This is a genomic window from Streptomyces sp. NPDC049954, from assembly GCF_040656295.1.
In the GTDB taxonomy this organism is placed as follows: Bacteria; Actinomycetota; Actinomycetes; order Streptomycetales; family Streptomycetaceae; genus Streptomyces.
Genome location: NZ_JBFALS010000017.1, coordinates 78537 through 95080, shown reverse-complemented (window position 1 = coordinate 95080; position 16544 = coordinate 78537). Strand labels below are relative to the sequence as shown.

Sequence of the window (16544 nt, the reverse complement as noted above, 5' to 3'; positions counted from 1 at the left end):
CTTTGATGCCTCCCGTGGGGTTGGATGCCCCGGTGGTCATGACAGTCGAGACCATAGACGTGTCCGAGCTGCACCAGCGCATTGAGGACGTGCACGCGCTGTACTGGGCGGACCGGTACGACTCAGCCTTGATCCACCGGCCCAATGCCTGTGGACAACTTCTCCGGGAACGAGGAAGTGCCCTGTGACCTGCGATGATGAGGTTTCTCTAGGGCCACGTCAAGCACGTTCACGAGGGCACTTCCGAGATGCAGTCTTCCCATGCCGCAGGACGGGTTTCCGCGCGGTTCGATGATCCGAATCTGATCGCGTACGGCGGGCTTGTTCCGCTGGTGCGCCTGGCCGAGCGGTGCGGGCTGCCCGGCCTGGTCGGCGAGCTGGTGCACCTTCCGGCGTCGGCCAACGGCACCGGCGCCTTCCCGGCATCGAAGGTGATGGCGCTGGTCGCGGGGATGGCGGCGGGCGCGGACAGCATCGAGGACATGGACCGGCTGCGGCACGGCGCCATGAACCCTCTGTTCCGCGAGGTGCGGGCGCCGTCCACACTGGGCAGCTTCCTGCGGTCCTTCACTCACGGGCACGTGAAACAACTCCACGCCGTCACACGCCGGTTGCTGCCCCGCCTGGCCGCCCACGCCCCGCTGCCGCCCGGTGCGGACACCGTCGCCCACCTCGATCTGGACGACACCATCAAGCCCGTCCACGGCTATGCCAAGCAAGGCGTCGGCTATGGATACAACAAGATCAAGGGCCTGAACGCGCTGATCGCCACACTCTCCACACCGCTGGCGGCCCCGATGATCGCCGCAACGAGGCTGCGCAAGGGAAGCGTGAACTCCGCCCGCGGAGCCGCCTCCTTCGCCACCGAAGCGATCACGACCGCCCGTGCCTCGGGCGCCACGGGGATACTGATCGTGCGGGCCGACTCCGCCTACTACGGTGCGGAACTCATCGCCGCCCGCAAGGCGGCCGACGCCCGCTTCTCGATCACCGTGCGCCACAACGCCTCCGTCAAGACGGCCATCGCCACCATCGCTGAGGACGCCTGGACGCCGATCAAGTACCCCAGGGCGATCTGGGACCACGATGAAAACAGAAACACCGACCCGATCACGAGAGTCAATCACTCACGAACCGAGCCGATGGATCAAGGCTGAGTCGTACGGAATTCGTGAATGTGTGATGCCGATATATTCGGCTGCGGTATCCGCAACCTCGCAGGCGAATTCCTGCCCCGGCATGGGCGCCGGTCCGGAGGCGGATGCCGCCATTATTCCAGGAAGCTGCTCAGGGCTGTCGCGTGGTGTCAACCGACAAGCGGTGGTGACGCTGGGTGAATTCCGTGTTAAAGTCCTGGCGCAATGTGTACGACTTTTTATGCCGGTCGCCGGCACGGCATCGGCGATGAAGTGGCACGTCCAGTGAGCGGGAGACATATGGGCCGGTCGGTGCGAACCAGGAATGCGCAACGCCGGATTTCGGTGGGCGCCGCGCGACTCCATCCTTGGACCGTCTCACCGTCGAAAAGGATTCCCCGACGCCATGACAGGCAGAACCCGTGCATCGGGCTGGGGCGGACTGTTGAATAGGCGCCCGTCGCAGGCTCCGCGTGCGCCCTACCGCGCTGGAGCGCCCTTCGAAGCGGGGCGGCGCCCCGATTCGGCGTCAGGACTCCTGTGGCGGTCGGTCCGCCGCAACGGTCGGAGCATGGCGACCGCCTTCAGCCTGCTCTCGGTCTGGCAGTTCTCCGAAGCGATGGTCTCCGTCGTCGTCGGCATGATCATCGACCACGCTGTGGCGGTGGGCAGCTTACGGGCCCTGCTGGCGTGGGGCGCGCTGCTGCTTCTCGTCTTCGCCTCCTTGATGATCACCTATCTCTACGGGGCGGCCGGGGCGTTCCGGACCGACCAGCGTGAGCGCCACCGGCTTCGCGTGGAGATCGCCCACCACGTGCTGCGCCCGCTCGGCGCGCGCAGCGGCAGTCTTCCCGGCACGACCCTCTCCCTGGCCACCGCCGACGCCGAAGGCGCCGGCAATCTGACCCAGCCCGCCAGTTACACGCTGGCCTCGGCTGTCGCCGTGGTGGGCAGCGCCGTCATCCTGCTGGGCATCGACACCGTGCTCGGCCTGGTCGTGCTGCTGGGGGTGCCCGTCGTGCTGGTGCTCATCCAGCTCAGTACGCCCATGATCTCCCGTCGCAGCGGCGCCCAGCTCGCCGAGATCGCCCGTACCAGTGCCATGGCGGCGGACCTGGTCCGAGGACTGCGCGTGCTGAAGGGCATCGGCGCCGAGGACGAGGCCGCCGCGCGCTACCGCGAACACAGCCAGCAAGCCAAGCACGCCGGCATATGGCTGGGCAGGTCGCACGGGGTCCTGGAGAGCGTGTCCACCGGGCTCAGCGGCCTCTTCCTGGCTGCGGTCACGCTGCTGGCAGGCCACCGCGCGCTCGACGGCGCCATCTCGGTGGGAGACCTCATCGCCGTCGTGGGCCTCACACAGTTCCTCGCGGTCCCCATCCGCGCACTCGGCCGCATCGGCGCGCAGGTGGGGTCCGCGTACGCCTCGGCCACCCGCATCGTGACGTTCCTGGGCACGCCCCCGCTGGTCGCTGACGGCGCCACGGAAACCGTGCTCGGCCGGACCGCGGAGATATCCCTGAACGACGTGACCACCGGTGCGCTGAGCGGGTTCTCCCTCACTTCCCGGACCGGCGAACTGCTGTGCCTCGTGGTTCCCGACCCGGCCGCCGCCGGCACCCTGGTCCGGTTGCTGAGCGGAGAGGTCCAGCCCGACGCCCTCAGCGGCGAAGTCCTCGTCGCAGGCACTCCGATCGGCGGCCTGAGTATCCGCTCTCGCAGCGAGTTCCTCCTGGTGAACCCCCATCACACCCACTTGCTGGAAGGCACTCTGCGCAGCAACCTCGACCCCGAGGCCCGGCTCGACCAGGCCCGTCTGACGCAGATCCTCGAAGCAGCAGCGGCCCAGGACATCGTCGACCTCGACAAGAGGGCTCTCGGCCAGAAGGTCGCGGCTGACGGAGCGACGTATTCCGGCGGGCAGCGGCAACGCATCGCACTGGCACGGGCGCTGGCAGCCGACCGGCCGTTCCTCCTGCTGGACAATCCGACAACCGCGGTCGACGCGGTCACCGAGCAGCAGATCGCCTGCGGCGTGAAAGCCCTGCGCCACGACCCCGCCAGTATGCGCACGACGTGGATCATCACCACGAGCCCGGCGCTGCTCGCCACCGCGGACCGCGTCGTGGTGGTGACGGACGGGCGGGTGGCCGGCGAGGGCGCACACCGGGATCTTCTGGAACGCCCCGACTACCGGGAGCTGGTGCTGAGGTGAGCCAGGAACTGCTACCGATCAGCAGCCGCAGGCAGACACTCGCATTTCTGGGCCGCATGGCCGCGAGCAACCGCCGGGCCACCGTGGCCGCGGCAGGCACGACCCTCCTGGCAAGTGTGGCCGGCCTGGTGCCGCCCTGGGCTATCGGAAAGATCGTCAACGACATCGGCTCAGGGCACGACACCATATTCTCCCAAGCGCTCCTCATCTGTCTCGCCACAGCCGCAGCAGCGGTGTTCGGCGGTCTGTCCGTGACCGCATTGGCCAGTGCCGGTGAGCCCGCGCTGGCGGAACTGCGGGAGGAGGTCCTCGACCGTGCTCTGCATCTGCCTGCGGACCGGATCGAACGCGCCACCACCGGTGACCTGCTCTCCCGACTCTCGGACGACGTGCGCACCGTGTCCCAGGGGCTGAGCGACGTCGTGCCGGTGATCGTGAGCTCGGCCGTCACCGTCGCCCTCACCGCTGCAGGCGCGCTGGCGCTCGACTGGCGACTCGGCCTGGCCATCGTGGCGGTCGCACCGCTGTTCGCAGGCGGGCTCCGCTGGTACCTCCCCCGCTCGGAGCCGCTCTACCGAGAAGAGCGCATCGCCCAAGGAGAGCGCGCCGAAGCACTCCTCAGCGGTATCGGGGCGGCGCCCACGGCCCGGGCCTTCGCGATCGGAGGCCCACTGCTCCAGCGGATCGAAGACACCTCCGAACGCGTCGCAGCCCTCTCCGTGAGCGTCTACCGCACGGCACTGCACTTCCTCATGCGCAACAACGTGTCCGAACTCGTGGGCCTGGCCTTGGTCCTCGGCCTGGGGTTCGTCCTGGTCCGCGACGACCTCACCACGGTCGGCGCCGTCACGACCGCTGCCTTGTACTTCCTCCGCCTCTTCACCCCGATCGGTGGGATCCTCTTCACCTTCGACCGCTTCCAATCGATCGGGGCAGCCCTGTCCCGGCTCGTCGGCATCGCCCTAATGCCGAAGCCCCCGGCGCCGGACCGGCTCCTCGAAGCGGGACGGGGCGAAATCGTCCTCGACGGCATCACTCACGAGTACACGCCGGGCACGCCGGTCCTGCGCGATGTCACCCTCCGCATCGCCCCAGGCGAGCGGATTGCCCTGGTTGGCGCCACGGGAGCGGGCAAGACGACGCTTGGCGCGATTGCCGCAGGTGTGCTCCGACCTTCCCGCGGCGAGGTGTCCTACGGGGGGAAGCCGTACGATCCGGTCCGGACCGGAGTGCGCGCGAACGTCTTCCTGATCACCCAGGACGCTCACGCCTTCGCCGGCACGGTACGTAACTCTCTGACACTCGTTCGCCCCGGAGCCTCCGACCAGGAGATCCGGCGGGCCCTCGACATCACCAAGGCGGACCGGTGGGTCGACGCCCTTCCCGACGGGCTCGACACCGTAGTCGGCGAGGAGGGAAACCAGCTGACGGCAGAACAGGTCCAGCAACTCACCCTCGCCCGGGTGGTGCTGGGCGATCCATGGTTCGTGGTACTCGACGAGGCGACGGCAGAAGCCGGCTCGGCGGGTGCGCGCGTACTGGAGGCAGCCGCCACCGCAGCGGTACAGGGCCGCACGGCCCTCATCGTGGCGCACCGCCTCACCCAGGCCCGGCTGGCCGACCGCGTCCTCGTCATGCACGGCGGAGTGATCGCCGAGCAGGGAACCCACGAGGAACTGCTCGCCCTGCAAGGCCGCTACTGGCAACTCTGGCAGGCATGGTCGAACCATCATGCGGCGATCTGACCCAGGTCGACTCGGAGCAGAGCCGAGCTGAGCGGGCAGGAGCGGATCAGCAGGAGGACGCTTTGTTCACCGGTGCGGGCGCCGTGCCCCGCGAGGCGGCGACCGCACCGGCGAACACATCCCTGGCGCCACGCCGTGGTGCTGGTCGACGCCTCGATGCCCCGTACTCCTCTTCATCGGGGAAGCGCGCCTTCCTACACCACTCCACGGGACACCATCCCCTACAGCCCCCGTGCCGCCTGCCACACGTTGGACGGACAGCGCGGGGGCTACCTCCATGTCCGCGATCAGTGGTCGCCCGCCCCGCCTCCCCTGTTTATGCGAGGACGCGAATATGGGAGTGATCGCATAGACGCTCCGAGTATCGCGCCCGTACCTTCGTATCAGTCGGCCCGGAAGAGGCCGGTTCGGAGGGGGCTCGGAGACGTGTCACGTGAGGAACTGACCAGGCTTACCGGCAACGGCAACGGCAACGGCAACGGCAACTGCGGCAAGGACGACTGCCCGAACGTTTACAAGACGGCTTCCGGTGGGTTCGTGGTGCAGGGCGCGGTGTCTCACGCCTTCACGGCCCCGGAGGGCGAAGCGCTCGTGGAGATTCCGGAGGAGATTTTGAGGGAGGCTGTTCGTGCTCTTGGCTGGTGACGCCTGGTCCGCTCGTTTCGAGAAATTTCGGCAAGAAGCGTGGCGCTTGGAGACCCTTCCGCAGTACCTCATGCCGCAGGAAGAGGAAGAGTTCGCCGCCTTTTCTGGCGGTACCCGCATTGACCCTCGGACAGTTTCCAACGAATACACGGAGCGTCTGCGCCGACAGGTCACCGAGGGGCGCTCGCAAGGGCGGGTCCATATTGTGACGCGCCCACTTGCCGAATACCTGCGCTTCGAATTCTCGCAGTACTACCATCCGCATTCGATCGCCGGTGAGAGGATCAGAATCCTGGACGTGACGGGTCGGACGAATCCCTTGGAAGGGGTCCCGGATTTCTGGATCTTCGACAACGCAGAGGTGGTACTCATGAACTATCACCCCGACGGACGGCAGATCAACCGGGAAGTCTACGAAGGTGACATCGCACCGTTCATCCAGTACCGCCGAATCGCAATCGCGGAGTCGGTGCCCTTCGAGGAGTACGTGAAGGGCCTTGGCGCTTGATCCGGAAACGCTAGGTCAATCCAGGAACGACCTGGCGGAAATGCTACGAGACCAGCGCAGGCGAGCCGGGAAAACCCAAACCTGGCTCGCCCGTCGCTGCGCCATGTCTCAAACAAAGGTGAGCAACATCGAAAGCGGGAAGCTGACGCCTTCTCTGCTGGATGTCGAAATGATACTGGAAGCCCTCGGCGCGAACGAGTCCACGGCGGCTCAGGTAATTTCCCTGGCCAGGACTGCGAACACAGAGTGGCAAGACCACTGGTCTTCCCGGCGCCGAGGGTTGGACAAGAAGCAGAATGAGCTTTCCAGGCTAGAGAGCGCATCTACAGAGTTTCGTTTCTTCCTGCTCTCCATGATCACTGGACTGCTCGCCACTCCTGATTACGTACGCGCAAGCATTGCCGATGTTCCGGGCGACCAATCAAAGACCATTGCCAAAAAGCTCGATCGGCAGCAGGTGCTTTACGACCCCGGAAAATCATTCACCTTCATTCTCACGGAGCAGGCCGTCAGGTGGCCTCTATTGTCACCCGTAGCGATGGCGATACAGTTGGACAGACTTGCTTCTGTCTCACGCATTCCCAGTGTGCGCCTGGGTGTCCTCCCGCTCGGCGGGCACATCCCGGAAAGGCCGTTGAATACTTTCACCATCTACGATCGCAAGCTCGCGACAGTGGAAACGGGAACCGGCGCGTTTCTACTGCGCGACCGAAGAGACGTTCTCGCCTATCTCGGCGATTTTGAATCGTACGAGCGATATGCAGTCTTCGGGGACGAGTGTCGCGAGCTTCTATCGGAATGGTCCGTCTTTTTTACCCGACAACGCAAATAGTTTTGCGTTCGTCTTGAAGTCTTCCCTAGCATTTCCCCATCGCACTACGCATAGGGGGCAGCTTGTGGATGACAACCTTGCGCGGACCGAACCGCCCGAGCCGGGCACGCTGCTGGTGGACGCGAACGGCAAGCTCGGCGTGTTCATGGGCAAGGGCGGCCCCCGCTACATGCTCCGCCCCGTGCGTGGCGGGTGTGAGTGGGAGGCCGAGCCCGGGACCGTGCGCGAGCCGATCCCGGCGGAACGGGAGACTGCCGAGCGGCAGTGCGCCGGACAAGGGGCGGTGCGTGCCGCATGAGCACCAACGGCCTGTTCCGCTGCGCCCCTTGGACCGTCAAGCCCGACCGCGAGCCCGACGCCGCCCCCGTCACGCGCCTGCACCGGTGCACCAGCGAGGACGAAGACGGAAAGGTTTGCGCAGCCGAGTCCGAGCGCACCGAAGACGGGGTGTCCGCCCAAGACTGGGCGATGCGGCAGGCCGCCCACACCCCGACCACCGGTCGTACGCCTACGCGCCCGAGCTGCCCTACGTCCACACCACCCCGTAACTGTTCGGTGGTGCTCAATGACCGCCGTAAGCGTTCCGGTCCGTGTTGCGGGGCCGAGATGTTGAGTCGCGGACGTGACGCACCCGCGCCGACAGGGTTGAGCAGTGTCACGGACCCCAACACCTGCGGTCCGTTGTGAGCGAGAGGAACACCCCCAATGAACCCTGTCAAGCGCATCGTTGCCGGAGTCTGGCGGCTCATCCGCGGGCCCCTGCAATGGCGGGTGCTGTGGGTGGCGCACTCGAAGTTCATGGTGGGCGTCACTGGGGTTGTCCGGGACGATGCGGGGCGGGTTCTGCTGCTCCGTCACCGGATGTGGCCCCCGGAAGCTCCGTGGGGGCTCCCCACCGGCTATGCCGTGGCGGGTGAGGAGTTCACCGCGACCATCGTCCGGGAGGTCAAGGAGGAAACCGGGCTCGACGTGAAGCCCGGTGCGCTGGTCCGACTGCAAAGCGGGTTCAAGCTCCGCGTGGAAGTCGCCTACGAGGCGCACTACGTGGGCGGGACTCTCAAGATCGACTCTTTCGAGATTCTGGAGGCACAGTGGTTCGACCCGAATTCGCTGCCGCCGGGGATGCAGGAAACGCACAGGCGGCTCATCGCGGGCAACAGCCCTTCCTGACCCCGAACGAAACCGTGGTCGGCAGCTCGGTAGCGGCTTCCCTGGCCGCTCTGCGCGCCGACACGGCGACTCTCACTCGCCGGCACCCGCACCACACCTTCCGCACGGCCGGTGAACGGCTCGCGCGCTGGAACGCCTCCGGCGTGGACACCGAGCCGTTCCGCACCGGCCGCGAGACCGTCCGCGAACGCCTCGCCGAACTCGGCTTGACGAAACCCCTGCCGCTCTCACGGACGCTGGTCGGGGCCGAGTCCACCCGGGCCGGGGCGTTCGGCGGCTTCCACCACCCGGACCAGGGGTACGGACACCTGCAGGCGGTGTCCGTCATCACCATGTACGGGCCGACGGAGGGCGACACCCCCGCTCACCCGGAACTCGCGTTACTGGACCTGCTGCGAGCGTGGGCACACGACTCGTTGCACTACGGGTCACGCCGCCGTTACGTGGACGTGGCAGGTGTGCCGACGCGCGTTCAGTACGGAATCAACTACCTTCGCACGAACGGGGCTTCGTACTCGACGGCCGACACCGCCGACACGGGTCACACCCGAAATCTCGGCGTCGTCATGGAAGGCGCGTGCGACCAGGAAGCGCGCCGACTCACCCGCGAAGCGGCAGCGCTCGCCGGAGTCGCCGAGCCGGACGACCCCGCCCGCCGGCTCGCCTTCCGCGACTTCACCGGAAACCTGTCACCCGCAGACGTGGCCACCGACCCCGGGGAAGGCGAAGGGGAGGAGAGGGCGTACCTGGTCTCTCTCGCCCGGTACGAGCGGGGAGTGAACCAGCGCTACGCCGCCTTTCTCGCCGAGTTCGCGCCGGGCGAGGAGGACGAGTTGCACGCTCTCGTACTGCGGGGGGTGATCAGCGGACGCACGGCGGGGCTCAGTGAGTGGCTGGACGAGCGGCACGGGCCGGGAACGTTCTCCGGAGCCTTTCAGGCGTCTGACTACTTCGCCCCGAGCGCTATCCCGTAGGCGCGCTGGTCCAGCGCACCCCCAAGCCACACCCATCCGGCATGTTCTCTCTCCGCCGGGCGGGTGGTCGTCGGCCCCCGCGTGACGTGGGGCTGACAGCACGGGTCACGGCGTCCGGGGCGCGGTCCCCGGCCGCCGCACCTTCGTGACCCGCGAGAGCCCCGCCAGGCAGTCCCTCCCCCGAGGCCGCCGCGCGGGGCTCTCATGCGTCCGGGGCGTGCAGCCGGTTCTTGATCGTCTTGCCCTCGGGTACGGGGAGGAACAGCAGCCCCGGACCACTGCCCTCACCAGCGCTCACGAGTACCTCCGGGACCTCCGGACCGTCGTCCTCGGAGAGCACCCCTCCCAGGACCTCCGCCCAGAAAGACCCGAGGGCGTAGGCGTCGGCACAGTCGACGGTGATGTTGCGCATGAGTGACGTCATGGGCGTCACTGTCCGGAGGCCGGTGAGGGGTTGTCCAGCCTGTTACCGGGCAATCGTTGCCCGATGCGGCTCTATCCAGGTGAGGGCGGCTGTGGAACGGGCGACAACCGCACGGTGCCGCACCGCCGAAGGCACGCACGGCGTCTCCCGCTTCGACGGCGCGTCAGGACAGGATCTCGACGTAGCCGTCGGTTCCGTGTACGCGGACGCGTTGGCCGTCGCGGATGAGGCGGGTGGCGCCCTCGACGCCCACGACGGCCGGCAGGCCGTACTCGCGGGCGATCACCGCGCCGTGGGTCATCAGGCCGCCCACCTCCGTGACCAGGCCCGCGATGCCGACGAACAGCGGGGACCAGCTGGGGTCCGTGAAGGTCGTGATCAGGATGTCGCCCGCTTCGAGGTCCGCCCTGCCCATGTCCAGGACGACGCGGGCCCTGCCCTCGACGGTCCCGGCGGAGACCGGCAGTCCGGTCAGGGCCCCGGCCGGTACGTCCTCGCGCCGGTACGCACCGTTGACCGCCTCGCCGTCCGAGGTGAGCACCCGGGGCGGAGTGAGCGCCTGGTAGGACCGGAACGCCTCCTTGCGCCGCCGGACGAGCCCCTCGTCCACCCGCCGCGCGCGCACGGCCTCGTGGAACTCCTGGAACGTGAGGTGGAAGACGTCCTCCTTGTCGTGGAGCACCCCCGCCCGCACGAGGCGTTCGGCCTCCTCCAGCAGGGCCTGCTTGTAGACGAAGTAGCGGCAGACGATGCCGTACTTGGGGTACTCCCGGTACCCGATGAAGGTCCTGACCCGGTCGATCATGCGCTTCGTCTCGTCGGCCTTCTCGTCCCCGTCCGGCAGGGCCCGCAGGCGCGCCAGGACGTCCTGCTCCTTCTCCCGCGCCTTCCGCCGCCCCTGCTCGAAGCGCCGCTCGGCGGCCCCAGGACCGAAGTTCCGGACGTTGTCCAGGATCGCCGGTACGAGGGCGGAGGGACGCTCGCGCCACCGCGGCCTCGTGATGTCGATCTCGCCCGCGCAGCGCATGCCGTAGAGGTCGAGGTAGGCGTCGATCGCCGCGCGCGCCCGGGCCCCGCCCGCGAGCTTCGGCAGCTCGTCCAGGAAGGCCGCGCCCGGCACGTCCCCGACGTCCCGCAGGAACGCCACCACCTCCGGATGCGGGCGGATCGCGTCCGCGACGTCGAGCAGTGCCAGCCCCATCTCCGAGGTGACGTTGTCGGGGGCGGACAGCGTGAGCGTGTCCGCCGCGTTCTTCTCGCCCAGCCACTCCCACAGCTTGTCGTTGAGCCACCAGGTGGCCTCCATCCCGGCCATGATCGCCTGGATGCTCAGCGGGTCACTGAGGACGCGTCGGTGCTCCTCGAAGGCCGCGAGCAGGAAGTCGAACAGCGCCGGGCCGGACTTCGTCCCGATGTCCCGCTCCAGGGCGGCGACGGACGCCCGGCTGCGCTCGATCAGCTCGCTGACGACGGCCGGATCGGTCTCGACCGGAGCGGGGGCGCCACCGGCCGGAGGCCCACCGGCCGCCGGGCCGCCGGGAGCCGCGTCCGGCGGCGACAGGACGAAGTCCGCACGGTCGAGGACGCTCTCCAGGGCGTCCCTGACCAGCGGATCACCCTTCCCCATGGCGTCGAGGAGACCGGCGCGGCTCGCGGGCGAGGCCAGTCGCCCGGTGACGTCGACGAACAGCCTCCCGCCCGCCTCGCGCATCGGCACCATGGCCGTCAGCCGCCACATGGAGAGCCCGAGGGGCTTCATGGCGTCGGTCATCATCTGCTGGTGACCGACGGAGACGTAGACGCGGTTCCCGGAGGCGCCCGTACCGGCGGCGGCTTCCGGGGAATCGCGGGGCACGGCCTCAGGGACGGCCCCGGGGACCGGGAACAGCGTCGTGACCGGCCGGCTCTGGACGATCTCGAAGCCGTCGTCCACCAGGCACCACTCGATGTCCTGCGGGCTGCCGAAGTGCGCCTCGACGCGCCGCCCGAGCTCCACCAGCCGCAGGACCTGCGCGTCCGTCAGCGCCGGTTCCCGCTGCCGCCCCGCGTCGACCGCCACCTCCCGCGTACCGCCGTCCGGCAGGGCCCGCACCGCGCGCTCCTTGGCGGCGATCGTCCGCGCGACGATCTCCGCGCCCCGCACCCGGTAGACGTCCGGGTTCACCAGGCCGGAGACCAGGGCCTCCCCGAGGCCGAAGCCCGCGTCCACCGTGGCGACCTTCCGGTTGCCCGTGACGGGGTCCGCCGTGAACAGGACGCCGGCCGCGTACGGCAGGACCATCCGCTGCACGACCACGGCCATCCGGACCGTACGGTGGTCGATGCCGTGGAGCTGCCGGTAGGCCACGGCGCGCTCGGTGAACAGCGAGGCCCAGCACCGGCTGACGTGCCGGAGGACCGCCGCCGGTCCCACGACGTTCAGGTAGGTGTCCTGCTGTCCGGCGAAGGAGGCCGTCGGCAGGTCCTCCGCCGTCGCACTGGAGCGGACGGCGTACGCGGCCCCCTCGCCGAACCGGGTGAGAGCACGGGTGATCGCCGCCGCGAGACCGTCCGGGACCGCGATCCCCTCGACGGTCCGGCGAATCCGCGCGCTGAGCGTGCGGACCGCCTCCCCGTCGTCCGGGTCCAGGCGCGACAACCGGTCGAGCTGCTCGTCGAGCGACGGCGCCAGCGCCACGACCCGCCGGAACGCCTCCGTCGTCACGCAGAAGCCGTCCGGCACATGGACGCCCTCGATCCGCGACAGCTCGCCCAGATGCGCGCCCTTGCCGCCGACGAGCGCGATCCGCGTCCCCTCGGCCTCGCGAAGGTCCAGCACGTACTGCCGCTCGGCCATCTCCGTCGTCCCCACCATCTCAGTAGTTTCCGTCGTCCCGGCCGTCTCTCTCATCGCGACACCTCCAGCACCTCAGGGGCGGGCGCGTTTCCCGCACCACGGAGCCGGGCACCCGCACCCCCCGTCGCACCACCGGTCCGCCCGCTGGACCGACGTCATCGCGTCCCCCGCGCCCTGACGACAACACCCGCACGTCGTGTCCCTCATTTCTGCTGGTCGTGGCCTCGGCCGACGATTGTGCGCCCTCCCGGGGGCCTTGCGGCAAGCCCCCTGTCGCGCTATAAGTTGAGAGTGGCAAGGAGAGTGCTCTCCTTGCCTTTGTGTTTTCCCGTCCCCCCTGGCGTGCCGCGCCCCCGGCGGGCGGGCTCCAGGAGCGGCCGGGGCGCACAGGCCGCTTCCGGCCCCCCTCACGGGCCTTTGCTTCCTCTTTACAACCCGGCCGCACCGGCCTCCGTCTCTGTGTTCAGTTCCCCGCCGCCGACGCCCGCCGGCGTCCACCGGCCGGACGGGGAACGTGGCCCGCGGCATCCGGCGCGGGCCTGACCAGAGCGAAGGAAGACACGTGCGTCGTACTGTTCTCGGAGCCGCCGCCCTCGCCTGCGCGGCCCTCCTCGCCGCGCCCGCGGCCGCGTTCGCCGACTCCGCACCGAGCCCCGCGTCCGGCTCCAGCACCCCCCGCCCCGTGCCCTCGCGGGCGAACGACGACGCCCCCAGCCCCGTGCCCCCGTCGGCCGCGAGCCAGGCTCCGTCTGCCGTCCCCTCCCAGGGCAGGGGTGAAGCCCCCTCCCCGGCCCCGGTCCCGGCCCGGAAGGACTCAGGACCCCAGGTGAGCGTCGTCCCCAGGGGCGCCGCCGCCACCGGCGCGGGGAGCCAGGACGGCCACGGCGGCACCGTGGTGGGCGGCGCCGCCGCCGCTGTGGTGCTCGCGGGCGGGGCCGGGTTCGTGATCGTACGGAGGCGGCGGGGCGCCACCGCATGAGCCTGTTCTCCAGGCGCGCCCTGTGCTGCGCGCTCGGGCTCAGCGCGCTGCTGACGGCCTGCGGGCAGTCCACCCCGACCGCTCCGCACGCCGCCGCCCGCCCGTCCCACACGTCCCAGGTGTCCCACCGTTCCCCCGCTCCGCACGCGTCCCACACGCCCCGGTCACCGAGCGGACGGCACACGCCCACGCGGCTGCTGATCCCCGGCGCCGGGGTCGACACCTCGGTGTTGTCCCTCGGCCTCGCCGCCGACGGGACCGTCCAGGTGCCGCCGGCCCTCGCGCACGATGTCGCCGGGTGGTACCGGTACGGGCCGACGCCCGGGCAGAAGGGACCCGCCGTGCTGCTCGGGCACGTGACCACCGGACCGCACCGCGACGGCGTGTTCCGGCGGCTCGGGGCGTTGCGGCGCGGAGCGCGGATCGTGGTGCGCCTGGAGAACGGCTCCACCGCCGGATTCGTCGTGGACCGGCTCCGTACCGTGGACAAGGACGAGTTCCCCACCGAAGAGGTGTACGGAGACGTGCCCGACGCGCAACTCAGGCTCATCACCTGCGCCGGTGACCGCACGTCCGCCGGGTACGACTCCAACCTCATCGTCTTCGCCCACCTCGCCGAGGCCCCGTGAGGCGCGAGCGGGAGGCCGCCGAGCTGTTCGCCGCGCTCTACCCCCGGCTCGCGGGGTGGGTGCGGCGGCTCGTGGACGACGACGGGACGGCCCACGAGGTCGCCTCCGAGGCCTTCACCCGGCTCTGGGCGCGCTGGACCTCCGTCGACGAGCCACGCGGCTTCCTCTACGTGACCGCCGCCAACCTCGTACGGGACCACTGGCGGGCCCTGGAGCGCGAACGCGGCGCCGTGCGGCGGGCCACGAACGAGGCGGCCGTGCGCCCACCGGATCAACAGCCCGATCCTTCCGTGCGGTTGCTCGTCCAGTCGCTGCCCGAGCGACTGCGGGTGCCGATCCTGCTGCACTATTACGCCGATATGCCGGTACGTGAGGTGGCGGCCCGCACCGGGCGCAGGGAGGGCACTGTCAAGGCGGACCTGCACGCGGCCCGCGAACTCCTGCGCGCCCACCTGAGGAGGAGTGTTGACCACGCGGTTTGACGACGAGGGCGAGGAGCGGGGAGAGGCCGACGACCCGCTGGTCCGGCTGTTGCGTCCCGCCGACGTCGGCCGGCTTCCGCTGCCGCCCGGCCAGTACGCGGCCGTGCGCCGCCGTGCCGGCCGGCGCCGGCTCGTCCGTACGGCCGGTGGCGCCGCGCTCGCCACGGCGGCCGCGCTGCTGATCGCGCTGCCCTTCCACGGCAACACCGGTTCCCCCGCCCCGCAGCCTCAGCGTCCCCTCGCCCCGGCCCCCGCGCGCACCCCGTCCTCGCCCCCGTCCTCCGCCACGCCCGTCCCGGCCCAGAAGCCGTCACCAGGCCCCTCCGCGGTGCCGTCCCGGCCGGTCCGGCCGTCGGACGGGGAACAACGGACCGGCGTCCCGGCGGACCCGCCCTCCAGAGCCCCGTGACGAGCCTCCGGTCCCGGTCCCGGCTCCCCGGCCACCGCCGGGAGGACCCGCAAGGTGCTTTCGGGCGGGTGTGGTCTACAGCCGCAGGAGGCGTTCGGCGTTCCCGTGGGCGATCTTCCGGCGCTGGGAGGGCGACAGCCTGGCGTCCCGCAGGAAGCCGACAGCCTGAGCGCTCTTCTCGAAGGGGTAGTCGATCGCGAAGAGCACGTTGTCGATGCCCATGACCTTGATGGCGGCCTGCAGCATCGTGTCGTCCATCACCCCCGAGGTGGTGACGGCGATGTTGTCGACGAGGTACTCGGAGGGCTTCCGCTTCAACCGCACCTTCGTGGTGATGTTCTGGATCTGCACGTCGAGGCGGGACGCGTGGAAGGGCAGGAACTCGCCCATGTGCCCGAGGATGAGCCGCGCCCCCGGGAAGTCGTCGAAGACTCCGCCGACGATGACGCGCAGAGCGTGCCCCGCCGTCTCGGCCGCCCAGCTGTAGAGCGGGCCGACGAGCTCCGGACGGTCCCGCGTGATGCCCCAGTCGCCTGCCGGGGCCGGAGTGGGATGCAGGTACAGGGCCGCGCCGAGTTCCTCCAGGACGGCCCAGACCTCCCGGAACTGCGGCTCGTCCAGATAGTGCCCGCAGGTGTGGCCGTTGACCAGGAACCCGGCCATCCCCAGATCACGTATCGCTCGCCGCGCCTCCCGTACGGCCGCCCGGGGATCCTGGAGCGGCAGGGCGGCGAGACCGCCGAAACGGGTGGGGTGCGCGGCGATGACGGCGGCCAGCGCGTCGTTGGCGTGCCGCGCGTCGCGCACGGCGACGGCGGCGTCCGGCTGCATCTGCACCCCGGGCGGCGCGAGCGAGAGCACCTGCATGGTGACGCCGTTCTCGTCCATGTCGGCGAGCCGGTACTCGGTGATGTCGGGCAGCCGCTTCAGCCACTGCGCGGACACTTCCGGCTTGAAGGGAATGGCGCCGTTCAGCGCCGTGCCCTGCGTGATGAGGCCCGGCAGCAGCACGGCTTCCTCAATGGCGATGATCTTCGTACGGCCGCCCGGTCCGGGACGCCTGTCGTGCGCCTGAGCGACGCCGGGGCTCAGCAACGAGGCCGCGCCGCCGACCGCGACCCCCGTGCCCGCCGCGGTGTTCAGGACCTGACGTCTTGACCATTCGTGAGCGCTCATCTCTGCTGCTTCTCCTTCTGGGGAGGGGTCGGGACGGGGCTGAAGGGTCCGATGGGACGGCTCAGGCGGCCGGTCGTCCGCACCCGCGCCCCCTCACCGGAGATCGGCCAGAGCCAGGGCGCACGGGTCGTCAGATGGTCGACGGCGCTCGGGTGACGACGGCCGCGGCCTCCTGCCCGGTCTGGCGGCCGGCAGAGGTGAGGGGCGGCTTCCGCGCGTTTGGCTCCGCCGCGAAGCGCTCCGCAAGACCGATGATGCGCATCGCCCCTCCGAGTTCACTTATATGCACTGGCTTCATGGATGGTGAAACTCGCGTCCCGCCGGTGTCAACCCTCTGGACGGCGTCATCGCGTGAAGTGCCGTCCCCCTGGGCGGAGTCGGCGC

The 16544-nt window shown here is 69.7% G+C and carries 16 protein-coding genes; 13 read left to right on the top strand and 3 right to left on the bottom strand.

Annotated elements, in window-relative coordinates:
• The first annotated feature begins 248 nt into the window (after positions 1–248).
• The 9 genes from AB0J21_RS29600 to AB0J21_RS29560 all read left to right on the top strand — a co-directional run bounded on the left by AB0J21_RS29600 (position 249) and on the right by AB0J21_RS29560 (position 9225).
• Positions 249–1157: an IS1380 family transposase gene (locus AB0J21_RS29600; protein ID WP_363149226.1), complete on the top strand. Its 909-nt coding sequence runs from the start codon at positions 249–251 to the stop codon at positions 1155–1157.
• Between the two features lie 550 nt (positions 1158–1707).
• Entirely contained in the window at positions 1708–3351 is a 1644-nt protein-coding gene (locus AB0J21_RS29595) for an ABC transporter ATP-binding protein (RefSeq protein ID WP_363149225.1), read from the top strand.
• On the top strand, positions 3348–5096 hold the full coding sequence (locus AB0J21_RS29590; RefSeq protein ID WP_363149224.1) for an ABC transporter ATP-binding protein: 1749 nt from the start codon (positions 3348–3350) through the stop codon (positions 5094–5096). The genes AB0J21_RS29595 and AB0J21_RS29590 overlap by 4 nt, the downstream gene beginning before the upstream one ends.
• A 426-nt stretch (positions 5097–5522) precedes the next feature.
• Positions 5523–5741 (top strand): hypothetical protein, encoded by a 219-nt coding sequence (locus AB0J21_RS29585; protein WP_363149223.1) that lies wholly within the window; start codon positions 5523–5525, stop codon positions 5739–5741.
• Positions 5725–6249 (top strand): DUF6879 family protein, encoded by a 525-nt coding sequence (locus AB0J21_RS29580; RefSeq protein ID WP_363149222.1) that lies wholly within the window; start codon positions 5725–5727, stop codon positions 6247–6249. The genes AB0J21_RS29585 and AB0J21_RS29580 overlap by 17 nt, the downstream gene beginning before the upstream one ends.
• On the top strand, positions 6239–7081 hold the full coding sequence (locus tag AB0J21_RS29575) for a helix-turn-helix transcriptional regulator (RefSeq protein WP_363149221.1): 843 nt from the start codon (positions 6239–6241) through the stop codon (positions 7079–7081). The genes AB0J21_RS29580 and AB0J21_RS29575 overlap by 11 nt, the downstream gene beginning before the upstream one ends.
• A 64-nt stretch (positions 7082–7145) precedes the next feature.
• Positions 7146–7379, top strand: coding sequence for a hypothetical protein (locus AB0J21_RS29570; RefSeq protein WP_363149220.1), 234 nt, complete (start codon positions 7146–7148; stop codon positions 7377–7379).
• Positions 7380–7786: 407 nt separating this feature from the next.
• A complete protein-coding gene (locus AB0J21_RS29565; protein ID WP_363149219.1) occupies positions 7787–8251 on the top strand; it encodes an NUDIX domain-containing protein in 465 nt (154 codons plus the stop codon).
• A 14-nt stretch (positions 8252–8265) separates the two neighbouring features.
• Positions 8266–9225, top strand: a complete 960-nt coding sequence (locus AB0J21_RS29560; protein WP_363149218.1) for a hypothetical protein — start codon at positions 8266–8268, stop codon at positions 9223–9225.
• Positions 9226–9427: 202 nt separating this feature from the next.
• Here AB0J21_RS29560 and AB0J21_RS29555 read toward each other — a convergent pair whose 3' ends face one another.
• Together AB0J21_RS29555 and rph are read right to left on the bottom strand one after the other, a co-directional pair.
• Complete coding sequence (locus tag AB0J21_RS29555) at positions 9428–9649, bottom strand: VOC family protein (RefSeq protein WP_363149217.1); 222 nt, start codon at positions 9647–9649, stop codon at positions 9428–9430.
• Between the two features lie 163 nt (positions 9650–9812).
• Positions 9813–12485 (bottom strand): rifamycin-inactivating phosphotransferase, encoded by a 2673-nt coding sequence (gene rph, locus AB0J21_RS29550; protein ID WP_363149276.1) that lies wholly within the window; start codon positions 12483–12485, stop codon positions 9813–9815.
• A 562-nt stretch (positions 12486–13047) separates the two neighbouring features.
• Between rph and AB0J21_RS29545 the strand changes: the two genes are divergently transcribed.
• Genes AB0J21_RS29545 through AB0J21_RS29530 form a run of 4 tightly spaced genes read left to right on the top strand, consistent with a single transcriptional unit; the run spans position 13048 to position 14984 of the window.
• Positions 13048–13464 (top strand): sortase-dependent protein, encoded by a 417-nt coding sequence (locus AB0J21_RS29545; RefSeq protein WP_363149216.1) that lies wholly within the window; start codon positions 13048–13050, stop codon positions 13462–13464.
• The gene (locus AB0J21_RS29540) at positions 13461–14093 is read left to right on the top strand and encodes a class F sortase (RefSeq protein ID WP_363149215.1); all 633 of its coding nucleotides are present in this window, start codon (positions 13461–13463) and stop codon (positions 14091–14093) included. Before AB0J21_RS29545 ends, AB0J21_RS29540 begins: the two co-directional genes overlap by 4 nt.
• Positions 14090–14575, top strand: a complete 486-nt coding sequence (locus tag AB0J21_RS29535; protein WP_363149214.1) for an RNA polymerase sigma factor — start codon at positions 14090–14092, stop codon at positions 14573–14575. Before AB0J21_RS29540 ends, AB0J21_RS29535 begins: the two co-directional genes overlap by 4 nt.
• Complete coding sequence (locus AB0J21_RS29530; RefSeq protein ID WP_363149213.1) at positions 14559–14984, top strand: hypothetical protein; 426 nt, start codon at positions 14559–14561, stop codon at positions 14982–14984. The genes AB0J21_RS29535 and AB0J21_RS29530 overlap by 17 nt, the downstream gene beginning before the upstream one ends.
• A gap of 75 nt (positions 14985–15059) precedes the next feature.
• Here the strand turns inward: AB0J21_RS29530 and AB0J21_RS29525 are convergent, their stop codons facing one another.
• A complete protein-coding gene (locus tag AB0J21_RS29525; protein ID WP_363149212.1) occupies positions 15060–16160 on the bottom strand; it encodes an amidohydrolase family protein in 1101 nt (366 codons plus the stop codon).
• Between the last annotated feature and the right edge of the window lie 384 nt (positions 16161–16544).

Bases quoted from the DNA above. Each gene is read 5' to 3' on its own strand.
- AB0J21_RS29600 (WP_363149226.1), top strand. From the start codon at position 249: ATGCAGTCTTCCCATGCCGCAGGACGGGTTTCCGCGCGGTTCGATGAT.
- AB0J21_RS29595 (WP_363149225.1), top strand. From the start codon at position 1,708: ATGGCGACCGCCTTCAGCCTGCTCTCGGTCTGGCAGTTCTCCGAAGCG.
- AB0J21_RS29565 (WP_363149219.1), top strand. From the start codon at position 7,787: ATGAACCCTGTCAAGCGCATCGTTGCCGGAGTCTGGCGGCTCATCCGC.
- AB0J21_RS29555 (WP_363149217.1), bottom strand. From the start codon at position 9,649: ATGACGTCACTCATGCGCAACATCACCGTCGACTGTGCCGACGCCTAC.
- rph (WP_363149276.1), bottom strand. From the start codon at position 12,485: ATGGCCGAGCGGCAGTACGTGCTGGACCTTCGCGAGGCCGAGGGGACG.
- AB0J21_RS29540 (WP_363149215.1), top strand. From the start codon at position 13,461: ATGAGCCTGTTCTCCAGGCGCGCCCTGTGCTGCGCGCTCGGGCTCAGC.
- AB0J21_RS29525 (WP_363149212.1), bottom strand. From the start codon at position 16,160: ATGAGCGCTCACGAATGGTCAAGACGTCAGGTCCTGAACACCGCGGCG.